This is a genomic window from Promicromonospora sp. NPDC052451 (genome assembly GCF_044547525.1).
In the GTDB taxonomy this organism is placed as follows: Bacteria; Actinomycetota; Actinomycetes; order Actinomycetales; family Cellulomonadaceae; genus Promicromonospora.
Genome location: NZ_JBIUAP010000004.1, coordinates 1 through 21,551, shown reverse-complemented (window position 1 = coordinate 21,551; position 21,551 = coordinate 1). Strand labels below are relative to the sequence as shown.

14 protein-coding genes and 1 tRNA gene are annotated in these 21,551 nt (G+C 72.7%); 12 read left to right on the top strand and 3 right to left on the bottom strand.

All coding sequences use genetic code 11. From position 1 onward, the window contains the following. The first annotated feature begins 138 nt into the window (after positions 1-138). From trpC to ACIG47_RS08025, 8 genes are all read left to right on the top strand, one after another. A complete protein-coding gene (trpC, locus tag ACIG47_RS08060) occupies positions 139-954 on the top strand; it encodes an indole-3-glycerol phosphate synthase TrpC (RefSeq protein WP_397417305.1) in 816 nt (271 codons plus the stop codon). Between the two features lie 22 nt (positions 955-976). Then, complete coding sequence (trpB, locus tag ACIG47_RS08055; protein WP_397430369.1) at positions 977-2,251, top strand: tryptophan synthase subunit beta; 1,275 nt, start codon at positions 977-979, stop codon at positions 2,249-2,251. Further along, positions 2,248-3,156, top strand: a complete 909-nt coding sequence (trpA, locus tag ACIG47_RS08050; RefSeq protein ID WP_397430368.1) for a tryptophan synthase subunit alpha — start codon at positions 2,248-2,250, stop codon at positions 3,154-3,156. The genes trpB and trpA overlap by 4 nt, the downstream gene beginning before the upstream one ends. Further along, positions 3,153-4,235: a prolipoprotein diacylglyceryl transferase gene (lgt, locus tag ACIG47_RS08045; protein ID WP_397430367.1), complete on the top strand. Its 1,083-nt coding sequence runs from the start codon at positions 3,153-3,155 to the stop codon at positions 4,233-4,235. Before trpA ends, lgt begins: the two co-directional genes overlap by 4 nt. Positions 4,236-4,346: 111 nt before the next feature. Further along, positions 4,347-8,930 (top strand): glutamate synthase large subunit, encoded by a 4,584-nt coding sequence (gltB, locus tag ACIG47_RS08040; protein ID WP_397430366.1) that lies wholly within the window; start codon positions 4,347-4,349, stop codon positions 8,928-8,930. Beyond that, positions 8,923-10,401, top strand: coding sequence for a glutamate synthase subunit beta (locus ACIG47_RS08035; RefSeq protein WP_397430365.1), 1,479 nt, complete (start codon positions 8,923-8,925; stop codon positions 10,399-10,401). The genes gltB and ACIG47_RS08035 overlap by 8 nt, the downstream gene beginning before the upstream one ends. A 71-nt stretch (positions 10,402-10,472) precedes the next feature. Then, a complete protein-coding gene (gene pyk, locus ACIG47_RS08030) occupies positions 10,473-11,909 on the top strand; it encodes a pyruvate kinase (protein ID WP_397417317.1) in 1,437 nt (478 codons plus the stop codon). 113 nt (positions 11,910-12,022) lie between these two features. Continuing rightward, on the top strand, positions 12,023-13,699 hold the full coding sequence (locus ACIG47_RS08025) for a RyR domain-containing protein (RefSeq protein ID WP_397430364.1): 1,677 nt from the start codon (positions 12,023-12,025) through the stop codon (positions 13,697-13,699). A gap of 70 nt (positions 13,700-13,769) precedes the next feature. On the opposite strand, the gene ACIG47_RS08020 is transcribed toward ACIG47_RS08025, so the two are convergent. Continuing rightward, positions 13,770-13,853: transfer RNA gene (locus ACIG47_RS08020), tRNA-Leu, on the bottom strand. A 68-nt stretch (positions 13,854-13,921) separates the two neighbouring features. On the opposite strand from ACIG47_RS08020, the gene ACIG47_RS08015 reads away from it, so the two are divergent. Continuing rightward, positions 13,922-14,575 (top strand): ANTAR domain-containing response regulator, encoded by a 654-nt coding sequence (locus ACIG47_RS08015; RefSeq protein WP_253838962.1) that lies wholly within the window; start codon positions 13,922-13,924, stop codon positions 14,573-14,575. 147 nt (positions 14,576-14,722) lie between these two features. Beyond that, on the top strand, positions 14,723-15,373 hold the full coding sequence (locus tag ACIG47_RS08010) for a GNAT family N-acetyltransferase (RefSeq protein WP_397417322.1): 651 nt from the start codon (positions 14,723-14,725) through the stop codon (positions 15,371-15,373). A 34-nt stretch (positions 15,374-15,407) separates the two neighbouring features. On the opposite strand, the gene ACIG47_RS08005 is transcribed toward ACIG47_RS08010, so the two are convergent. Next, positions 15,408-15,788, bottom strand: a complete 381-nt coding sequence (locus ACIG47_RS08005; protein ID WP_397417336.1) for a PaaI family thioesterase — start codon at positions 15,786-15,788, stop codon at positions 15,408-15,410. A 67-nt stretch (positions 15,789-15,855) separates the two neighbouring features. On the opposite strand from ACIG47_RS08005, the gene polA reads away from it, so the two are divergent. Next, positions 15,856-18,594 carry a DNA polymerase I gene (gene polA, locus ACIG47_RS08000; RefSeq protein ID WP_397430363.1) on the top strand — a complete coding sequence of 913 codons (2,739 nt, stop codon included), beginning with the start codon at positions 15,856-15,858 and terminating at the stop codon, positions 18,592-18,594. A gap of 78 nt (positions 18,595-18,672) precedes the next feature. Here the strand turns inward: polA and ACIG47_RS07995 are convergent, their stop codons facing one another. Beyond that, a complete protein-coding gene (locus ACIG47_RS07995; protein WP_397430362.1) occupies positions 18,673-19,476 on the bottom strand; it encodes a class I SAM-dependent methyltransferase in 804 nt (267 codons plus the stop codon). A 217-nt stretch (positions 19,477-19,693) separates the two neighbouring features. On the opposite strand from ACIG47_RS07995, the gene ACIG47_RS07990 reads away from it, so the two are divergent. Then, entirely contained in the window at positions 19,694-21,346 is a 1,653-nt protein-coding gene (locus tag ACIG47_RS07990) for an ABC transporter substrate-binding protein (RefSeq protein WP_397417328.1), read from the top strand. Positions 21,347-21,551 lie beyond the last annotated feature (205 nt).

The window sequence follows — 21,551 nt, the reverse complement described above, 5'->3', positions numbered from 1 at the left end:
TACGATGGCGGTGGGGGCGGACGTCCGCGGCGGGCACGCACACCGGCGTGCCGGGCGGCGAGCAGCCGAGCAAGCAGATCAGTCAAGCGTTCGAGGCGTATGACGAGAACAGAGCAAGGCCACGGGGAGGCTCATCACATGTCGGTCCTGGAGGACATCGTCGCGGGGGTTCGTGAGGACCTCGCGGAGCGTGAGGCGAGGGTGTCTCTCGACGCGCTCAAGGAGCGCGCCGCCGCGGTGCCCGGAGCCCTCGAGTGCGTCGGCCGGCTCAAGCAGGCGGACGCCGTCTCGGTGATCGCCGAGGTGAAGCGGTCGAGCCCCAGCAAGGGCTCGCTGGCGCCGATCGCCGACCCGGCGGCACTCGCCGTCGAGTACGAGACCGGCGGCGCGTCCGTGATCTCGGTGCTCACGGAGCAGCGCCGGTTCAACGGTTCGCTGGCCGACCTGGACGCGGTGCGCGGCCGGGTGGACATCCCGGTGCTGCGCAAGGACTTCGTGGTCACGCCCTACCAGGTGTGGGAGGCGCGCGCGCACGGCGCCGACCTCGTGCTGCTCATCGTGGCGGCGCTGGAGCAGACCGTCCTGGAGTCGCTCGTCGAGCGGGTGCACTCCCTCGGCATGACCGCCCTGGTGGAGACGCACAGCCTCGAGGAGGTCCGCCGGGCGGTCGACGCCGGGGCCCGCGTGATCGGCGTCAACCACCGCAACCTCAAGACCCTCGAGCTCGACCGGGGCCTGTTCAGCAGCCTCGCCGAGTACATCCCGGACGACGTGGTCAAGATCGCGGAGTCCGGCATCCGCGGCCCGCACGACGTGATGGACATGGCGCGTGCCGGGGCGGACGCCGTCCTGGTGGGCGAGGCGCTCGTGACCGACGGCGCCCCGCGTGCCTCGGTGGCCGACCTGGTCGCGGCGGGCTCGCACCCGTCGCTGAAGTCCGTCCGCCCGTCCTGACCCCGCTGCGAAAGGAACCCAGGTGACCGACGTGAAGCTTGCTGACGTCTCCGGCCCGTACTTCGGGCAGTACGGCGGACGGTTCGTGCCCGAGGCGCTCATCGCCGCGCTCGACGAGCTGGACACCGAGTTCCGCAAGGCGGCCGGCGACCCGGCGTTCGCGGCGGAGCTGCAGCGCCTGCACCGTGAGTACACGGGCCGGCCGAGCCCGTTGACCGAGGTGCCGCGGTTCGCCGCGCACGCGGGCAACGCGCGGGTGTTCCTCAAGCGGGAGGACCTCAACCACACCGGCTCGCACAAGATCAACAACGTGCTGGGCCAGGCCCTGCTGGTCAAGCGGATGGGCAAGAAGCGGCTCATCGCGGAGACGGGGGCGGGCCAGCACGGCGTCGCCACCGCCACCGCGGCCGCCCTGATGGACCTCGAGTGCGTGGTCTACATGGGCGAGGAGGACACGCGCCGCCAGGCCCTGAACGTGGCCCGCATGCGCCTGCTGGGCGCCGAGGTGGTGCCGGTCAAGATCGGGTCGCGCACGCTCAAGGACGCGATCAACGAGGCCCTGCGCGACTGGGTCGCCAACGTCGAGACGACGCACTACCTGCTGGGCACCGTCACGGGCCCGCACCCGTTCCCGGAGATGGTGCGCCAGTTCCACCGGATCATCGGCGAGGAGGCGCGCGAGCAGATCCTCGAGCGCGCCGGGCGCCTGCCCGACGTGGTGGCGGCGTGCGTGGGCGGCGGGTCCAACGCGCTGGGCATCTTCAACGCGTTCCTCGACGACGAGGGCGTGGACCTGTACGGGTTCGAGGCCGGCGGCGAGGGCATCGGCTCCGGCCTGCACGCCGCCCGGTTCAGCGGCGGCGCGCCGGGCGTGCTGCACGGTGCCCGCTCCTACCTGCTCCAGGACGACGACGGGCAGACCCTGCCCAGCCACTCGGTGTCCGCCGGCCTGGACTACCCGAGCGTCGGCCCGGCCCACGCCTGGCTGCACGACCTGGGTCGCGCCACGTACGAGCCCGTGACCGACGACGAGGCCATGGAGGCGTTCCGCCTGCTGTGCCGCACGGAGGGCATCATCCCGGCCATCGAGTCGGCGCACGCCCTGGCGGGCGCCCTGCGGGTGGGCCGGGCCGCGGCGGACGAGGGGCGCACGGGGCCGGACGGCGAGCCGCTGCTGGTCCTGGTGAACCTCTCCGGGCGCGGCGACAAGGACGTGGCCACGGCGGCCAGGTGGTTCGGGCTGCTGGAGGGCGGCGCGGCGGCCGAGGAGCTGGAACGACAGGAGGGCCGGGGATGAGCACCGTGACCGAGGCGGCGGGTACGCCGCGCACGACGTCGCCGACGGCCGAGCTGATCGACCGGCTGCGCACGCAGGAGGACCGGCCCGCGCTGGTGGGCTACCTCCCCGTGGGCTACCCGACCGTGGAGCGGTCGATCGAGGCCCTCAGGACGATCATCGACCACGGCGTGGACGTCATCGAGCTCGGCATCCCGTACACCGACCCCGTCCTGGACGGCCCGGTGATCCAGGCCGCGGCGCAGGGCGCGCTCGACGCCGGTGCGCGGGTCCGCGACGTCTTCCGGGTGGTGCGGGCGCTGACCGACTACGCGCCGCACGTCCCCGTGCTCGTCATGACCTACTGGAACCCGGTGCTCAAGTACGGGGCGGACGCGTTCGCGCGCGATCTCGCGGCCGCGGGTGGCGCCGGGCTGATCACGCCGGACCTGATCCCGGACGAGGGCGCCGACTGGCTGGCGGCCAGCGAGGCGCACGGGCTGGACCGCGTGTTCCTGGTGGCCCCGAGCACCACCGCGGAGCGGCTGCGGCTGACGGTCGACGCGTCGCGCGGCTTCGTCTACGCCGCCTCGCTCATGGGGGTGACCGGCGAGCGTGCCCAGGTGGGCTCGCGTGCGGAGCAGCTCGTCGCGGACACGCGTGCCGCGGGCGCGGCGAACGTCTGCGTCGGCCTGGGCGTCTCCAGCGGGGCACAGGCCGCCGAGGTGGGCCGCTTCGCGGACGGTGTCATCGTGGGCTCGGCCCTGGTGCGGCCGCTGCTGGCCGAGGGCCCGCTGGACGACGCCGCATGGGCGGCCCGTCTCACGAATCTGGCCGAGGTGACGGAGGACCTCGCCGCCGGGGTACGGTCGGCTCGCGCCACCGCACCCGCCGGCGCGACCGCCGTCCCCGGAGAGGTACCGTGACGCTGCTGACCGCACTGCCGGCCGCCCTGGTGGCCGACCTGGCCGCCGAGGCGTCCGCAGTGCTGCCCGCAGCGAGCGAGGTGGCCGCCGGGATACCCAGTCCCGCCGAGCACACCTGGTACCTGGGCATCTTCCCGCTGCGGGCCTACGCGCTGTCGATCCTCGCCGGCATCGTGCTCGCGGTGTGGCTGACGGCCCGGCGGTGGAGGGCCCGCGGCGGCAACCCCGAGGACGTGCTGGAGATCGCGTTCTGGGCGGTGCCGTTCGGCATCGTCGGCGGGCGTCTCTACCATGTGCTGTCCTCGCCCGACCGGTACTTCGGCGAGAACTTCTCCGGCGGGGGCGACCCTGTCGCGGCGCTCTACGTCTGGGAGGGCGGCCTGGGCATCTGGGGCGCCGTCGCGCTCGGCGCCGTCGGCGCGTGGCTCGGCTGCCGCAGGCAGGGGGTGCGGTTCTCGTCGTTCGCCGACGCCGTGGCGCCCGGCCTGCTCGTGGCGCAGGCCGTGGGCCGGCTCGGCAACTGGTTCAACCAGGAGCTGTACGGGCGGCCCACCGAGCTGCCCTGGGGTCTGCACATCGACACCGGATACCTGGTGACCAACCCGGCCACGGGCGTGCCGTACCCGGAGGGCACCCTGTTCCACCCGACGTTCCTGTACGAGCTCCTGTGGAATCTCGTGATGGCCGGAGCCCTGCTGTTTCTCGACCGTCGGTTCAAGTTGGGTCATGGGCGGGTATTCTGGGCGTACGTCCTGCTCTACACTCTCGGACGGGTCTGGATCGAGATGCTCCGCATCGACGATGCGGAGGTGGTGCTGGGGCTCCGCCTCAACGTCTGGACCTCGATCCTGCTGGGCCTGGCAGCCCTGGTGGTCTCGATCGTGCTGGCTCGGAGGTTCCCCACCAGGGAAGAGTCGGTACGGCTGCGGCCGCAGGACGACGAACCGCCGCTCGGCCCGCGTGCCGAGCCGGCACCTGACCCAGCAGTTGCAGGGACCGGTGAGGCCGAGGCCGAGCCGGAGGAAGGCAAGACAGCAGCAGTGGAGGAGTCCGACGCGGACGCCTCCGCGCGCACCTGAGGGGCGCGGCCGCCGGGACCACCGGACGACGAGCCCCCTGACCGACCGGGCCGCCGTCGTCCCGGACCACCGCAAGACTGCGCCCGGCGTGCCGGGCGCCTGTGAGGACCCATGACCAAGCCGTTGCTTGCACAGAAGGTTGGGCTGCCCGCGCAGAGGACGGACGGCGGCCTGTACGACCCGGCGGCCGAGCACGACGCGTGCGGCGTCGCCTTCGTGGCGACCCTGCGTGGCACGCCCGGGCGTGACATCGTCGACGCCGGGCTGACCGCCCTGCTGAACCTCGACCACCGCGGTGCGGTGGGCGCCGAGGAGGACAGCGGCGACGGCGCCGGGATCCTGACCCAGATCCCGGACGCGTTCGTCCGCGACGTGGTGGGCGTCGACCTGCCGCCCGCCGGCATGTACGCCATCGGCACGGCGTTCCTGCCGACCGACGACGCCGAGCGTGACGCCGTGGTGCGCCGCGTGGAGGCGCTGGCCGCCGAGGAGAAGCTCGACGTGCTGGCCTGGCGCGACGTGCCGGTGGACGCCGGGATCGTCGGCCCGACGGCGCGCGCGTCCATGCCCGTGTTCCGCCAGATCGTGGTGGCCGACCCCTCGCGGAGCCTGTCCGGCATCGACCTGGACCGCCGCTGCTACCGCCTGCGCAAGCGCGCCGAGAACGAGGTGGGCCTGTACTTCGCGTCCCTCAGCGCCCGCACCCTGACGTACAAGGGCATGCTGACGACGGCGCAGCTCGAGCCGTTCTTCCCCGACCTGTCGGACCCGCGGTACGCCACCGAGCTCGCGCTGGTCCACTCGCGGTTCTCCACCAACACGTTCCCGTCGTGGCCGCTGGCCCAGCCGTTCCGGCTGCTGGCCCACAACGGCGAGATCAACACCGTGCGCGGCAACCGCAACTGGGTCGCGGCGCGCGAGGGCACCATGGAGTCCGACCTGCTGGGCGACCTGAAGCCGCTGCAGCCGGTGTGCTCGCCGGGTGCGAGCGACTCCGCCAGCTTCGACGAGGTGCTGGAGCTGCTGCACCTGTCGGGCCGCTCCCTGCCGCACTCGGTGCTGATGATGGTGCCGGAGGCCTGGGAGAACAACACCGGGATGGACCCCGCGCTGCGGGCCTTCTACCAGTACAACGCGAACCTCATCGAGCCGTGGGACGGCCCCGCCTCCCTCACGTTCACCGACGGCACCCTGATCGGCGCCGTGCTGGACCGCAACGGCCTGCGCCCCGGGCGCTGGTGGGTCACCGAGGACGGTCTGGTCGTGCTGGCCTCCGAGGCCGGCGTGCTCGACATCGACCCCGCCACGGTGGTCCGCAAGGGCCGCCTGGAGCCCGGCAAGATGTTCCTCGTCGACACCGGCTCCGGCCGCATCGTCGAGGACGAGGAGGTCAAGTCCGGCCTCGCCGCCCGCCACCCCTACGGGGACTGGATCCGCGAGCACTCCGTCCACCTCGACGAGCTGCCCGAGCGTGAGCACGTGGCGCACAGCCCGGCGTCGGTGCGCCGCCGTCAGCGGGCCTTCGGGTACACCGAGGAGGAGCTGAAGGTCATCCTGTCGCCGATGGCGACCACCGGCGGCGAACCGCTCGGTGCCATGGGCTCCGACACCCCGGTCGCGGTGCTGTCGCAGCGCCCGCGCCTGCTGTTCGACTACTTCACGCAGATGTTCGCGCAGGTGACCAACCCGCCGCTGGACGCGATCCGCGAGGAGCTGGTCACGGCCATCGGCAGCGCCATCGGCCCGGAGCCGAACCTGCTGGCCGACCTGCCGGAGCACGCCCGCAAGCTCGTGCTCGGCTTCCCCGTGCTGGACAACGACCAGCTCGCCAAGGTGGTGCACGTCGAGCGCGACCGGGAGCTGGAGGGCCTGTTCCACGCCGAGACCATCCCGGGCCTGTACGACGTGTCGGGCGGCGGCGCCGCGCTGCTGTCCCGCCTGGAGCAGATCTTCGCCGACGTCGACCGGTACGTGGAGGAGGGCGCGAGCTTCCTCGTGCTCTCGGACCGTGACGCCACCTCCGAGCTGGCGCCGATCCCGTCGCTGCTCCTGACCAGCGCCGTGCACCACCACCTGGTGCGCAAGCACACCCGTAACCGGGTCTCGCTGGTGGTGGAGGCCGGTGACGTGCGCGAGGTGCACCACGTCGCGCTGCTCATCGGCTACGGGGCGGCCGCCGTCAACCCGTACCTCGCGATGGAGACCGTCGAGGACCTGGCCCGCCGCGGCTACCTGGACGTCACGCCCGAGAAGGCCGTGGCCAACCTCATCAAGGCGCTCGGCAAGGGCGTGCTCAAGGTGATGTCCAAGATGGGTATCTCCACGATCATGTCCTACCGGGGCGCGCAGATCTTCGAGGCGATCGGCCTCTCGCAGGACCTGGTCGACGACTACTTCACCGGCACCACCTCGCGCCTGGGCGGCATCGGCCTGGACGTCATCGCGGCCGAGGTCGCGGCGCGGCACGCCGAGGCGTACCCGCCGTCCGGCAACAAGAAGCCGGGCGAGCGCCTGACCACGGGCGGCGAGTACCAGTGGCGGCGCGACGGCGAGGACCACCTGTTCGACCCCGAGACGGTGTTCCGCCTGCAGCACGCCACGCGCTCGGGCCGGATGGACATCTTCCGGCAGTACACGCGGCGCGTGGACGAGCAGTCGAACCGCCTGATGACGCTGCGCGGCCTGCTGCGCTTCAGCCCGGACCGCGAGCCCGTGCCGATCGACGAGGTCCAGCCGGTCAGCGAGATCGTCAAGCTGTTCAACACGGGCGCCATGTCCTACGGCTCCATCTCGGCCGAGGCGCACGAGACGCTCGCCATCGCGATGAACCGCCTGGGCGGCCGGTCCAACACGGGCGAGGGCGGCGAGGACCCGGAGCGCCTGTACGACGACGAGCGCCGCTCGCGCGTCAAGCAGATCGCGTCGGGCCGGTTCGGGGTGACCGCGGAGTACCTGACCCAGGCCACGGACATCCAGATCAAGCTCGCCCAGGGCGCCAAGCCCGGCGAGGGCGGTCAGCTGCCCGGGCCCAAGGTGTACCCGTGGGTGGCCAAGACCCGCCACTCGACGCCGGGCGTCGGCCTCATCTCGCCGCCGCCGCACCACGACATCTACTCGATCGAGGACCTGGCCCAGCTCATCCACGACGCGAAGAACGCGAACCCGGACGCGCGCGTGCACGTGAAGCTGGTCAGCGAGTTCGGCGTGGGCACCGTGGCCACGGGCGTGTCCAAGGCGCACGCCGACGTCGTGCTCATCTCGGGGCACGACGGCGGTACGGGCGCCTCGCCGCTCACGTCGCTCAAGCACGCCGGCACGCCCTGGGAGATCGGCCTGGCCGAGACCCAGCAGACGCTGGTGCTCAACGACCTGCGTGACCGCATCGTGGTGCAGGTCGACGGCCAGATGAAGACGGGTCGCGACGTGATCGTCGCGGCGCTGCTCGGCGCCGAGGAGTTCGGTTTCGCGACCGCGCCCATGGTGGTCTCGGGCTGCGTCATGATGCGCGTCTGTCACCTGGACACCTGCCCCGTGGGCGTGGCCACGCAGAACCCCGAGCTGCGCAGCCGGTTCACCGGCAAGCCGGAGTTCGTCGTGAACTTCTTCGAGTTCATCGCCCAGGAGGTGCGCGAGCACCTGGCGGCGCTGGGCTTCCGCAGCCTCCAGGAGGCCGTGGGCCAGGTGCAGGTGCTCGACACCCGCAAGGCCGTGGACCACTGGAAGGCCCAGGGCCTGGATCTGGCGCCCGTGCTCGCGCGGCCGCAGCTCAAGGAGGGCTCGTCCCTGCGCCACACCACGGCGCAGGACCACGGCCTGGCGCGGGCGCTGGACAACCAGCTCGTCGCGGCAGCGGCCCCGGCCCTGGAGCGCGGGGAGCGCGTGCGGATCGACCTGCCCGTGCGCAACGTGAACCGGACGGTCGGCACCATGCTCGGCCACGAGGTGACCAAGCGGTACCGCGGCGAGGGCCTGCCCGACGACACGATCGAGGTGGTCCTGACCGGGTCGGCCGGCCAGTCGCTGGGCGCGTTCCTGCCCCGGGGCATCACCCTGCGCCTGTTCGGTGACGCCAACGACTACGTCGGCAAGGGCCTGTCGGGCGGCCGCATCGCGGTGCGCCCGGACAAGGCGGCCGTCCTCGGCGGCGCCGACGTCATCGCGGGCAACGTGATCGGCTACGGCGCGACGTCCGGCGAGGTCTACCTGCGCGGGCGCGTGGGGGAGCGGTTCGGTGTGCGCAACTCCGGCGCCACCCTGGTCGCGGAGGGCGTGGGCGACCACGCCTGCGAGTACATGACGGGCGGCACCGTGCTGGTGCTCGGCCCCACGGGCCGCAACGTCGGCGCCGGCATGTCGGGTGGCACCGCGTACTTCCTGGACCTGCGGGTCTCCCGGGTCAACCAGGCGGCGCTGGAGGCGGGCGAGCTCGCCGTCGCCGTCCTGGACGACGCCGACTGGGAGACCGTGCGCGGCCTGCTGGAGCGGCACCACGCCGAGACCGGCTCGGCCGTCGCGGCGGAGCTCCTGGCCGACCCCGAGACGGCACGCGGGCGGTTCAGCCGCCTGCTGCCCCCGGGCTGGGCGCGCGTGCGCCTCGCCCTCGCCGAGGCGGAGGCCGCCGGCACCGACATCTCGGGCACGTCCCAGTGGGACCCGTCCGTGTGGAACCAGATCATGGAGGTGGCACGTGGCTGACCCCCGAGGATTTCTGAAGGTCCGGGAGCGGGAGCTCCCGCCGAACCGGCCCGTCGAGGTGCGCCTGCGGGACTGGAAGGACACGCACGCCCACCGGGCGGAGGGCCAGCCCTTCCTCAAGGAGCAGGCGGGCCGCTGCATGGACTGCGGCGTGCCGTTCTGCCACCAGGGCTGCCCGCTGGGCAACCTCATCCCGGACTGGAACGACCTGGTCTGGCGCGGACAGTGGGCCGACGCGATCGACCGGCTGCACGCGACCAACAACTTCCCGGAGTTCACGGGCCGCGTGTGCCCGGCGCCGTGCGAGTCGTCCTGCGTGCTGAGCATCAACCAGCCCGCGGTGACCATCAAGAACGTCGAGGTCTCGATCATCGACGAGGCGTTCGCCCGCGGCCTGGTCACCCCGCACGTGCCGGAGCGCCTCACGGGGTCGACGGTCGCCGTCGTCGGCTCCGGCCCGGCCGGGCTGGCCGCGGCGCAGCAGCTCACGCGCGCCGGCCACACCGTGGTCGTCTACGAGCGCGACCCCGCCATCGGGGGCCTGCTGCGCTACGGCATCCCGGACTTCAAGCTGGAGAAGTCGCACATCGACCGTCGCCTCGCCCAGATGGAGGCCGAGGGCACCCGCTTCCGCCCGGGCGTCACCATCGGCGAGGACATCAGCTGGGACGCGCTGCGCCGCCGGTTCGACGCCGTCGTGGTCGCCACGGGTGCCACCGTGCCCCGTGACCTGCCCCTGCCGGGGCGGGACCTGGCCGGCATCCACTTCGCCATGGACTACCTGACCCCCGCGAACCACGCGGTGGCCGCGGGCACGCCGGACGTGCTGCCCGAGGGCGCCCCGTCGGCGGCCGGCAAGCACGTGATCATCATCGGCGGCGGCGACACCGGCTCGGACTGCCTCGGCACCGCGCTCCGTCAGGGCGCCGCGAGCGTCACCACCCTGGCCATCGGCAAGAAGCCGCCGCTGGAGCGTCCCGCGCACCAGCCGTGGCCGACCGACCCCATCCTGTTCGAGGTCTCGACCTCGCACGAGGAGGGCGGCGAGCGCACCTACCTGGCCTCGACGGTCGAGTTCCTGCCGGACGCCGACGGCAACGTCCGCGCCCTCAAGGTCGCCGAGACGCAGTACCTCCCCGACGGCCGCCGCGTGCCGGCGCCCGGCACAGAGCACGAGATCCCAGCGGACCTGGTGCTCGTGGCCATGGGCTTCACCGGTCCCGAGACCGGCGTCCTGGAGGAGCAGACCGGCGCGGAGATCACGGATCGTGGCCTCGTGGCGCGCGGCGACGACTACGCCGCTAGCCTGCCGGGTGTGTTCGTGGCCGGCGACGCGGGCCGGGGACAGTCCCTCATCGTGTGGGCGATCGCGGAGGGCCGCGCCGCGGCCGCAGCCGTCGACACCTACCTGCAGGGCAGCACCGAGCTGCCCGCCCCGGTGCGCCCGCGCACGCTCGCTCTGCGGTCGTGACCCGAGAACCGTTCCGGGAGTTGTACACCACCACAGGGCGCTGCGGCGCCCACCATGCCTAGGCTGGAGACATGCGCAGAGCCAAGATCGTGTGCACCATCGGACCCGCCACGGAGAGCCCGGAGAAGCTCCGGGAACTCGTAGACGCCGGCATGAACGTGGCGCGGATCAACCGCAGCCACGGCGAGCAGGAGGCGCACGCGGCGGTCTACCGACACGTGCGAGAGGCCGCGAAGGCCGCAGGGAAGTCGGTCGCCGTCCTGGTCGACCTGCAGGGACCCAAGATCCGGCTCGGCCGGTTCGCGGGAGACGAAAAGCATTTCTTGAACAAGGGCGACACGTTCACCATCACGACCGAGGACATCCTCGGCAACCGTGAGATCGTCTCGACCACCCACAAGGGCCTGGCCCAGGACGCCCAGGTGGGCGACCCGCTGCTGATCGACGACGGCAAGGTGCGCGTGCGCGTCACCGCCGTCGAGGGCCCGCGCGTCATCACCGAGGTCGAGGTCCCCGGGCCCGTCTCGAACAACAAGGGCATCAACCTGCCCGGCGTCGCGGTGTCGGTGCCGGCCCTGTCCGACAAGGACGAGTCCGACCTGCGCTGGGCCCTGCAGCTCGGCGCCGACTTCATCGCGCTGTCGTTCGTGCGGTCCGCCAAGGACTACGAGGACGTCCGCCGCGTGATGGAGGAGGAGGGCCGCACGGTCCCCGTCATCGCCAAGATCGAGAAGCCGCAGGCCGTGGAGAACCTCGCCGAGGTCATCGCCGCGTTCGACGGCGTCATGGTGGCGCGCGGTGACCTGGCGGTCGAGATGCCGCTGGAGCAGGTGCCGCTGGTGCAGAAGCGGATCGTCGAGATGGCGCGCCGCAACGCCAAGCCGGTCATCGTGGCCACGCAGGTGCTGGAGTCGATGACCACGTCGCCGACGCCGACCCGCGCCGAGGCCTCGGACTGCGCCAACGCGGTGCTCGACGGCGCCGACGCGGTCATGCTGTCCGGCGAGACGTCGGTCGGCGACTACCCGATCGTCACCGTGCAGACCATGGCCCGCATCATCGAGGCCACGGAGGAGGCCGGCCGGGAGCGCATCGCGCCGCTCGGCTCGACGCCGCACACCCGCGGTGGCGCCATCACGCGGGCCGCCGCCGAGATCGGCGAGACGCTCGGGGTGAAGTACCTCGTGACGTTCACGCAGTCCGGTGACTCCGCCCGGCGCATGTCCCGCCTGCGCTCGTCCATCCCGCTGCTCGCCTTCACGCCCGAGCAGCACGTGGCCAACACGCTCGCGCTGACGTGGGGCACCAGCGAGTACCTGGTGCCCAAGGTCGACACGGTGGACGCCATGGTGGCCCAGGTGGACCTGACCCTGCAGGAGCAGGGCCTGGCCGAGAAGGGCGACACGGTCGTGGTGGTCTCGGGCGCGCCGGTCGGCGTCCCGGGCACGACCAACTCGATCCTGGTGCACCGCATCGGCTCGCACACGGAAGGCCGCACCCTGGTCTGACCGGCGCCACCCGCCGAACGGTGGCCGGACGCAGACCAGCGTCCGGCCACCGGTCTGTCTCGCCAGGGTTCTACCTCGGCGACCGGGTGTGAGATGTCGCTATTGTTCCGAACGTGAAGCGCACCTTTCCCTGGACCCGCGTCGGCTTCGCCGCCCTGGTGCTCGTCTCCCTCGGACTCGGCTCGTGGGGCCTCGCGCTCGACACCGACCACCAGCCCGGCCGCACGTGGTACGACGTCGTCTACCAGGGTCTGCAGCTCTTCGTCATGGGCGCCGACCCCGCCAGCGGTGGCGGTGAGCTCTCCTGGCAGCTTCAGGTCGCCCGCTTCCTCGCCCCCGGCACCGCGGTGTACGCCCTGTTCGAGGCGGCCCGCGTCCTGTTCACCGGGGAGCTGCGCCGGATGCGGGACCGGCGCGCGCGGGGACATGCCGTCGTCGTCGGGCAGACCGATGCCGCGGACACCGTGACCGCCGCGCTCGAGGCGGCCGGGCACCGCGTGCTGCGCGCCGCCGACGCCTCGGGCCTGCTCGACGCCGGGCTGCCGGGCGCGACCGTCCTGTACGCGTGCGGCGACGACAGCACCGACGCGACCGCCAACGTGCTCACCGTGGCCGAGGCGGAGGAGGCCGTCCGCCGGGCCGGCAGCGGCCCTGCCCGGCTGTACGCCCACGTCAGCGACCCGGATCTCGGCGTCGCGCTCCAGGCGCGGCACCTGAGCTGCGCCGAGCCGGGCGTGGACTTCTTCACGCTCGACGTCATCGCCGCCCAGGCGCTCGCCGCGCGCGAGGTACGTCACCTCCTGGACGCGCCCGGCGGGCCCGACCCGCTGACCCGGGTCGCGGTGGTCGGCTCGGGCGAGTTCGCCAAGGCCTTGGTGGTGGGCCTGGCCCGCGAGTGGGAGCTGGCGGGCGACGGCGTGCGCCTGGCGGTCGACCTCATGGCCGACGACGCCGTGGCGGTGGTCGAGTCGCTGCGGGCCCGCTGGTCGCCCGTGGCCGAGAAGATCGAGCTGCGCGCCGCGCCCGGGCTCGGCCGCGGCAGCCACGGGCGGCCCGACCTGGTCTACGTGTGCGACGCCGACGAGGGCACGTCGCTGCGTGTCGCCCTCACCGTGACGAACCTGTGGCACGGCGGACCCGGCTCCCTCGTGCTCCTGCTGGACGGCCTCGCGGGGCTCACGCGCGCGTTCGGCACGGAGGCCTCGCGCGTGCTCGACGACCTGGACGGCCGGCTGCGCACCGTGACCATGCGCGACCTGCTCGCCGACGTCGAGCGCGAGGAGGCGCGCGCCCACGCGGACATGTACGAGCGGATCGCGCGGTCGGTGCACCACGTGTACCTGCGCAACCAGCGCGAGCGCGGCGTCGGCTGGGGCGAGGTGCCCGCCATGGTGCGCTGGGAGGACCTGCCGGAGGACCTGCGGGCCTCCAACCGGGGGTGGGTGGTCGGTCTGCCGGCGCGCCTGGCGCGCATGGGCGCGACCATCGCCCCGCGCGACGGCGCCCCCGAGGTGGTGTTCGAGGGGGAGGAGCTGGACCGCCTGGCCGAGGCCGAGCACGAGCTGTGGGAGTCGGTCCGGGTCGCCCAGGGCTGGCGTACCGGGCCCGTGCGGGACGACGCCGCCAAGGTGCACCCGATGATCGGCGTGCCGTGGTCGCAGCTGCCCCCGGAGAACCAGGAGAAGGACCGCGACGTGGTGCGCCTGCTCCCGGAGATCCTCGCCGAGTTCGGCCTGGAGGTGGTGCGCTACGAGCGGAATCCGGTGCCGGAGCTCGCGGTGGAGGTCTGAGCGGTCCGAGCGGTGCCGGCGCCGGGGCCGAGGCCGCCGCCGGCGGCCTCGGACGCCGTGACTGCGGGAGTGCCGGGTGTGGGACTCGAACCCACACGCCCTCGCGGGCAGCGCTTTTTGAGAGCGCCGCGTCTGCCTGTTCCGCCAACCCGGCTCGGCGCTTATCGAACCACACCCCAGGACCGGGCCCCAAGCCCAGGTGCGGGAAGTAGGATGTTCCCCGTGACCGACGAGAACACCGAGAAGCTTCCCCTGGATCTGCCCCCGATGATCGACGCCGAGCCGGAGGCTGCTCCTGCCACCCCCTCGCGCCGTGCCGTCGTGGCGGAGGACGAGGCGCTCATCCGCATGGACGTGGTGGAGACCCTGCGCGAGGCCGGGTTCGACGTGGTGGGGGAGGCCGGCGACGGCGAGACCGCCGTGAACCTCGCCATCGAGCTCAAGCCCGACGTCGTGGTGATGGACGTCAAGATGCCCGAGCTGGACGGCATCTCCGCCGCCGAGCGCATCGGCAAGGCCCACGCCGCCCCCGTGGTGCTGCTCACGGCGTTCTCGCAGACCGAGCTCGTGGAGCGCGCCCGTGACGCCGGCGCCATGGCGTACGTGGTCAAGCCGTTCACCCCGGCCGACCTGCTGCCCGCCGTCGAGATCGCGATCTCGCGCTACTCGCAGATCGGCGCGCTCGAGGCCGAGGTCGCGGACCTGACCGAGCGTTTCGAGACCCGCAAGCGCGTGGACCGGGCCAAGGGCCTGCTCATGACCAAGATGGGCCTGTCGGAGCCGGAGTCGTTCCGCTGGATCCAGAAGACCTCGATGGACCGCCGCCTCACCATGCGCGAGGTCGCCGACGCCGTCATCGAGCAGGTCGGGGCCTGAGTCGTCCGTGCGGGTGCGCCGTCGGCCCGGACGCCTAGAGCGGGTGAAATCGGGGTTCGCATGTTTTCCGCCACCCGACCGAGGACTAGTGTCTGCGCGGGGCCGGCCGTGAGGCCCGGCCCCGCAGACCGCCGGGAGGAGAGAGACGTGCTCGAGATCCGTTCCGCGCGCGAGGACGACCTGCGCGCCGTCGCCGCGCTGGCCGCCGACGCCCGGGACGACTCGCCCGAGGGCGCCCAGCTCGGGGCCCAGGACACCGACCGCCTGCTGGAGCACCTCAGCGTGCTGCTCGCGGCGGGCGGGCACGTGCTGGTGGCGGACCTCGACGGCCGGGTCGTCGGCGTCGTGCTCGGCCGGGTCGTGGGTGCCTACCTGTTCGCGCGTCGCCCGAGCCTCTACCTCGACATGCTGTTCGTCGCGCCGCGGGCGCGGCGGCACGGCGTCGGGCACGCGCTCCTGCGGGCGGCCGCCGACGTCGCGGCCGAGCACGAGTGCGTCGACGTCTACTCGGCACCCGTCCCCGGCAACCGGGCGGTGCAGCGCTTCCTGGCCCGGCTCGGGTTCGCCCCCGCGGCAGGCCACCGCGTCGCGTCCGTCGCCGCCCTGCAGCGCCGCCTCGCGGCCGACGCCACGCCCCGGGACGCCGCGCACGCCGCCCGGCGGTTCGGTCGCGGGGGTATCGAGGACCTCATCGCCCGCCGGCGCCGCACCCGGTCCGTGACGGAGTCCGGCCCCATCGACATGCGCCGGGTCGGGGGCGGTGCGCCGTCGGGCCGCCGTCCCGCGCGCGCGGGCTGAGGCCCCTGCCGCGTGCTGAGCCCTCGGGCCCGGCTCAGCCGAGGATCATGCACGTCAGGCGCGAGGTGCAGATCCGCTTGCCCGCGTCGTCGGTGATCACGATCTCGTAGGACGCCGTCGTGCGGCCCAGGTGGAGCGCCGTCGCCGTACCCGTGACGTAGCCGTCCCGCGCCCCCCGGTGGTGGGTGGCGCTGACCTCGATGCCCACCGCGTTCCGGCCCGGCCCCGCGTGCGCCTGCGCCGCCAGCGAGCCGAGGGTCTCCGCGAGCACCACCGACGCGCCGCCGTGCAGCAGGCCCGCGGGCTGCGTGTTGCCCTTCACCGGGATGCGCCCCACCGCCCGGTCCGGCGCGAGCTCCAGCAGCTCCATCTCCATGCGCTCGAACAGCGTGCCCGCGGTGCCGGTGGCGTACATCGCCTTCCAGTCGATCTCGGTGCCGGTGCCGGGCTCGGACGGCGTCGCGGAAGCGCTCGTGTCAGTCATGCGGGCTATGTTGTCAGGCGTGACCTCCACAGCGCCAAGCCGCACTCCTGGAACGCCCGCGCCGGGCCGCCCTCGCCTCCTGCTGATCGACGGCCATTCCATGGCCTACCGGGCGTTCTACGCACTGCCGGACACGCTCGCGACGAGCTCGGGACAGATCACCAACGCCGTCTACGGGTTCACGTCGATGCTGACGAACCTGCTGCGCGACGAGCAGCCGACGCACCTGGCCGTCGCGTTCGACGCGGGCCGCGTGACGTTCCGTACGGAACGGTTCCCCGAGTACAAGGGCACGCGCGACGCCACGCCGGACGCGTTCAAGGGCCAGGTGCCGCTCATCAAGGAGGTGCTCGACGCGCTGCGCGTCCCCTTCGTGCAGCTCGAGGGCATCGAGGCGGACGACATCCTGGCGACCCTGGCCACCCAGGCCCGCGCGGCGGACATGGAGGTGCTGATCTGCTCGGGCGACCGCGACGCCCTGCAGCTCGTCAACGGCCACGTCACGGTCCTGTACCCGAAGAAGGGCGTGTCCGAGCTGGCCCGCATGGACCCCGAGGCGGTCGAGGCCAAGTACGGCGTGCCGCCCGAGCGCTACCCGGACCTCGCCGCGCTCGTCGGCGAGACCAGCGACAACCTGCCGGGGGTGCCCGGCGTCGGGCCCAAGACCGCGGCCAAGTGGATCACCGCGCACGGCGGTCTCGCCGCCCTGCTCGACGCGGCCGACGAGGTCAAGGGCAAAGCAGGGGAGAGCCTGCGCGCGCACCTGGACCAGGTGCGGGTGAACCGTGAGCTGAACGCGCTGCTGACCGATGTCGAGCTGCCGCTCGGCGTCGGCGACCTCGCCTTGGCGGGCTTCGACCGCGAGGCCGTGCACCTCGTGTCGGACACGCTCCAGTTCGGGCAGCTCCGCGACCGGCTGCTCGCCGTGGACCCGGCGGGCGGCACCGCCGAGGAGACGCCCGCGGGCGTCGCCGTCGAGATCGACCTGGCCGACGTCGCACCCGGGGCGCTCGGCGACTGGCTCGCCGCCCGCGGCGGCGCCGTGGGCGTGGAGGTGGCGGGCAAGGCCGTCCCCGGCGGCGGGGACGCCTGGGCCGTGGCCGTCGCGGAGCCCGGTGGCGAGGCGGTCTACGTCGACCTCACCCAGGTGGGACCCGAGGACGAGAAGGCGCTCGCGGCCTGGTTCGCGGACCCGGGGGCGGCCAAGATCCTGCACGGGGCCAAGGCGGCCTCCCACATGCTCGCGGCCCGGGGCATGGAGCTCGCGGGCGTCACGTTCGACACCGAGCTCGCGGCATACCTCTGCTACCCGGACCAGCGCGGCTACGACCTGGGCGACCTCGCGGTGCGGCACATCGGGCGCGAGCTGAAGGTCGCGGAGCCCGAGGGCGCGCAGGGTGCGCTGGACCTCTCGCTCGAGGGCGACACGGAGGGGCAGGCCGAGGCGGTGCGCGCCCACGGCGTGGCCGAGCTGGCGGAGGCACTGTCCGGCGAGCTGGCCGACCGGGACGCGACCGGCCTGCTGACCGACGTGGAGCTGCCGCTGTCGGGCGTGCTGGCGCGGATGGAACGCATCGGCATCGCCGCCGACACCGACTACCTGACCGGCCTGGAGAAGCAGTTCGCCCAGGGTGTGGCGGACGCGGCGGCGCAGGCGTACGACGTGATCGGGCGGGAGGTGAACCTGGGCAGCCCCAAGCAGCTCCAGGAGGTCCTGTTCGACCAGCTCGGCATGCCGAAGACGAAGAAGATCAAGACCGGCTACACCACGGACGCCGCGAGCCTGCAGGACCTGTTCGTCAAGACCGAGCACCCGTTCCTGGCGCACCTGCTCGCCCACCGTGACGTGTCGCGCCTGCGGGTCACGGTGGAGGGGCTGCTGAAGTCGGTGGCGTCCGACGGCCGCATCCACACCACGTTCCAGCAGACCATCGCCGCGACCGGCCGGCTGAGCTCGACCGACCCCAACCTGCAGAACATCCCCATCCGCACGGAGGCGGGCCGGCAGATCCGGCGGGCGTTCCGCGTGGGCGAGGGGTACGAGTCGCTGCTCACCGCCGACTACAGCCAGATCGAGATGCGGATCATGGCGCACCTGTCGGGCGACGAAGGCCTGATCGCGGCATTCAACTCGGGTGAGGACCTGCACCGCTACGTGGGTTCGCGGGTGTTCGAGGTGGCGCCCGCGGACGTCACGGCGGACATGCGCTCCAAGATCAAGGCCATGTCCTACGGCCTGGCCTACGGTCTGAGCGCGTTCGGCCTGTCGCAGCAGCTGAACATCGCCACGAGCGAGGCGCAGACCCTGATGGACGACTACTTCGAGCGGTTCGGCGGTGTGCGCGACTACCTGGCGGGCGTCGTCGAGGAGGCGCGGGCCACCGGGTACACGGCCACCATCCTGGGCCGGCGCCGGTACCTGCCCGACCTGACGAGCGACAACCGGCAGCGCCGCCAGATGGCCGAGCGCATGGCGCTGAACGCCCCCATCCAGGGCAGCGCGGCCGACATCATCAAGCTCGCCATGCTGCGCGTGCAGCGTGAGCTGGACGCCCGCGGGCTGACGTCGCGGCTGCTGCTCCAGGTGCACGACGAGCTCGTGCTCGAGGTGGCGCCGGGGGAGCGGGCCGCGGCCGAGGACCTGCTGCGCACCGAGATGGGCGCGGCGTTCGAGCTCACCGTGCCCCTGGACGTCTCGGTGGGCACGGGCGCCACCTGGCACGAGGCCGGCCACTGACCGCACCCGCGACGTAGAACCCTGGCGAGACGGAACCACAGCGGTTCCATCTCGCCAGGGTTCTACGTCGCCGGCGTTCTACGCCGGGGTGCGGGTGCTGAAGATCGCCGTGCCCGGGAGGTAGCGGCCGCGTTCAGGGCCCCAGCCGCCCCACACCTGGGTGTTCCAGTCGGGCCACTCCGGCTCGACCAGGTCGGTCAGGACCAGGCCCGCGGCGGCCACGTCGCGCACGTGGTCACCGATCGTGCGGTGGTACTCCGCGTACACGACGCGGTCCGCGGCGTCGGTCTCGACGTAGGGGCGGCGGTCGAAGTAGGAGCGGGTCGCCGTGAGGCCGCGCCGAGTCGGGTCGTCGGGGAACGCCCACCGCAGCGGGTGGGTCACGGAGAACACCCACCGGCCGCCCGGACGGAGCACGCGCGCGGCCTCGCGGTGCACGCGCTCCGCATCGGGCACGAAGGGCAGGGCGCCGAACGACGTGAACACCACGTCGAACGACCCGTCCGCGAACGGCAGCGCCCGCGCGTCCGCCTGGAGCCGCGGGACGGTGACGCCGGTGGCGGTGTCCAGCGCCGCGGCACCGGCCAGCATGCCTGCCGAGTAGTCGGTGGCGACCGCCCGGGCGCCCCGCGAGACCAGCCAGCGCGAGCAGTGCGCCGCACCCGCCCCGACCTCCAGCACGTCCCGCCCGGCCACGTCGCCGAGCAGGCCGGCCTCCGCCTCCGTCAGGCCCTCTGGCCCCCAGCGGAACCCGGCGTCGCCGAGGAAGTCGCGGTGCTCGTCCAGGTACTCGCCGGCGTTGGCGTCCCACCAGCTCCGGGCCGCGCCGCCGTCGTCGGGCACGTCGCGGTAGCCGAAGGACACGGGTTCGTCGTCGCTCACGGCACCATCATCCCCGGCCGCGACGGCCGCGCACGCCTTCCTGAACCGGCGGCCAACTAGCACATACACCGCGGTAACAAAAGGGTCACGATTGGATTGCGAGTCCTGGGGAGAAATACGGAAGCAACGAAAGGGCTCCTAAGGTCAGGCGCAAACGTCTGCGCGCCGTCGTGCCCGAACCCGGGTCCGGCCGGTGCGCTCGAGGAAGGAGAGTGCCATGCGTCGACGCGCTACGCGCCTTGCGGGCGGCGTCACCCTGGTGACTGCGCTCGCAGTGGCTCTGAGCGGTTGTGTCGCGAGCGAGCGGGACGCCGACGGCGGCGAGGGCGGGGGCAGTGACGGCACGTTCGTCTTCGCCGGATCGGCGGAGCCGAGCTCGCTCGACCCCGCGTTCGCCAGCGACGGCGAGACGTTCCGGGTCGCCCGTCAGATCTTCGAGGGTCTGGTCGGCGTCGAGCCGGGTACCGCCGACCCCGCCCCGCTGCTCGCCGAGAGCTGGGACATCAGCGAGGACGGCCTGACGTACACGTTCCACCTCAAGGAGGGCGTGACGTTCCACGATGACACGGACTTCGACGCCGAGGCCGTGTGCGCCAACTTCGACCGCTGGCACGACTGGACCGGCCTGGCCGCCCACGAGAACCTCTCGTACTACTACAAGGCCGTCTTCGGCGGCACGGGCGAGGACAGCCTGTACGACTCGTGCGAGGCGTCCGACGCCGCGACCGCCGTCGTCACGCTGAACACGCCGATCCCCGAGCTGATCCCGGCGCTGTCGCTGCCGTCGTTCTCCATGCAGTCGCCCACGGCGCTGGAGGAGTTCGGGGCCGACGACGTCCAGGGCACGGCCGACGCGCCGCAGCTCACCGAGTACGGCCGGGAGCACCCGACCGGCACGGGCCCGTACACGTTCCAGGAGTGGAAGAGCGGCGAGAGCGTCACGCTGGCCGCCAACGAGAACTACTGGGGCGAGGTCGGCGACGTCAAGACCATCGTCTTCACGGTGATCTCCGACGGCACTGCCCGGCGCCAGGCCCTCGAGGCCGGTGACATCGACGGCTACGACCTGGTCGCGCCCGCCGACGTCGACGCGCTCAAGGAGGCCGGCTACACCATCCTCGACCGCGACGCGTTCAACATCCTGTACCTGGGCATGAACCAGGCCGCCAAGCCGCTGGACGACATCCGCGTGCGTCAGGCGATCGCCCACGCGATCGACAAGGACGCCCTGGTCCAGGCCGCGCTGCCGGAGGGCACCACGCCCGCCACGCAGTTCGTGCCGGAGATCGTGACGGGCTACAGCGACGACGTCACGACCTACGACTACGACCCGGAGAAGGCCAAGGAGCTGCTCGCCGAGGCCGGCCAGGAGAACCTCGAGCTCGAGTTCAACTACCCGACCGAGGTCTCGCGTCCGTACATGCCGGACCCCGCCGCGATCTACGAGGCCGTCTCCGCGGACCTCGAGGAGGTCGGCATCACGGTGACGGCCACGCCGGAGCCGTGGAGCCCGACGTACATCGACACCATCCAGGGTGGCGAGAACCACGGTCTGCACCTGCTGGGCTGGACGGGTGACTACAACGACACCTACAACTTCATCGGCACGTTCTTCGGGGCGAAGTCGCTGGAGTGGGGCTTCGACGACCAGGACGTCTTCGACGCGATCAAGGACGCCCGCAACGCTCCGCTCGAGGAGCAGGAGGACGCCTACAAGAACGCCAACGAGGTGATCATGGACGCCCTGCCCGGTGTCCCGCTGGCCAGCCCGGTGCCGTCGCTCGTCGTGGCCCCCGGGGTCGAGGGCTACCCGATCTCCCCGGTGCAGGACGAGGTCTACAACGTCATCAGCCTCGGCGGTGGCGAGTAAGGGGTGACAGGTCGGCGGGGGTAAGGTTCCCTCCCGAACTACCTGGGGCGCCCACGCCTTAGGGTGAAACACCTCAGGTCGGGGGGGGGGGGGGGGGGGGGCCCCCCCCCCGCCCCGCGGGGGGGGGGGGGGCGGCCCCCCCCCCCCCCCGCCCGGGCCCCCCCCCCCCCCCGGGGACCCCCGCAAAAGCGAAAGATAAAAAGGA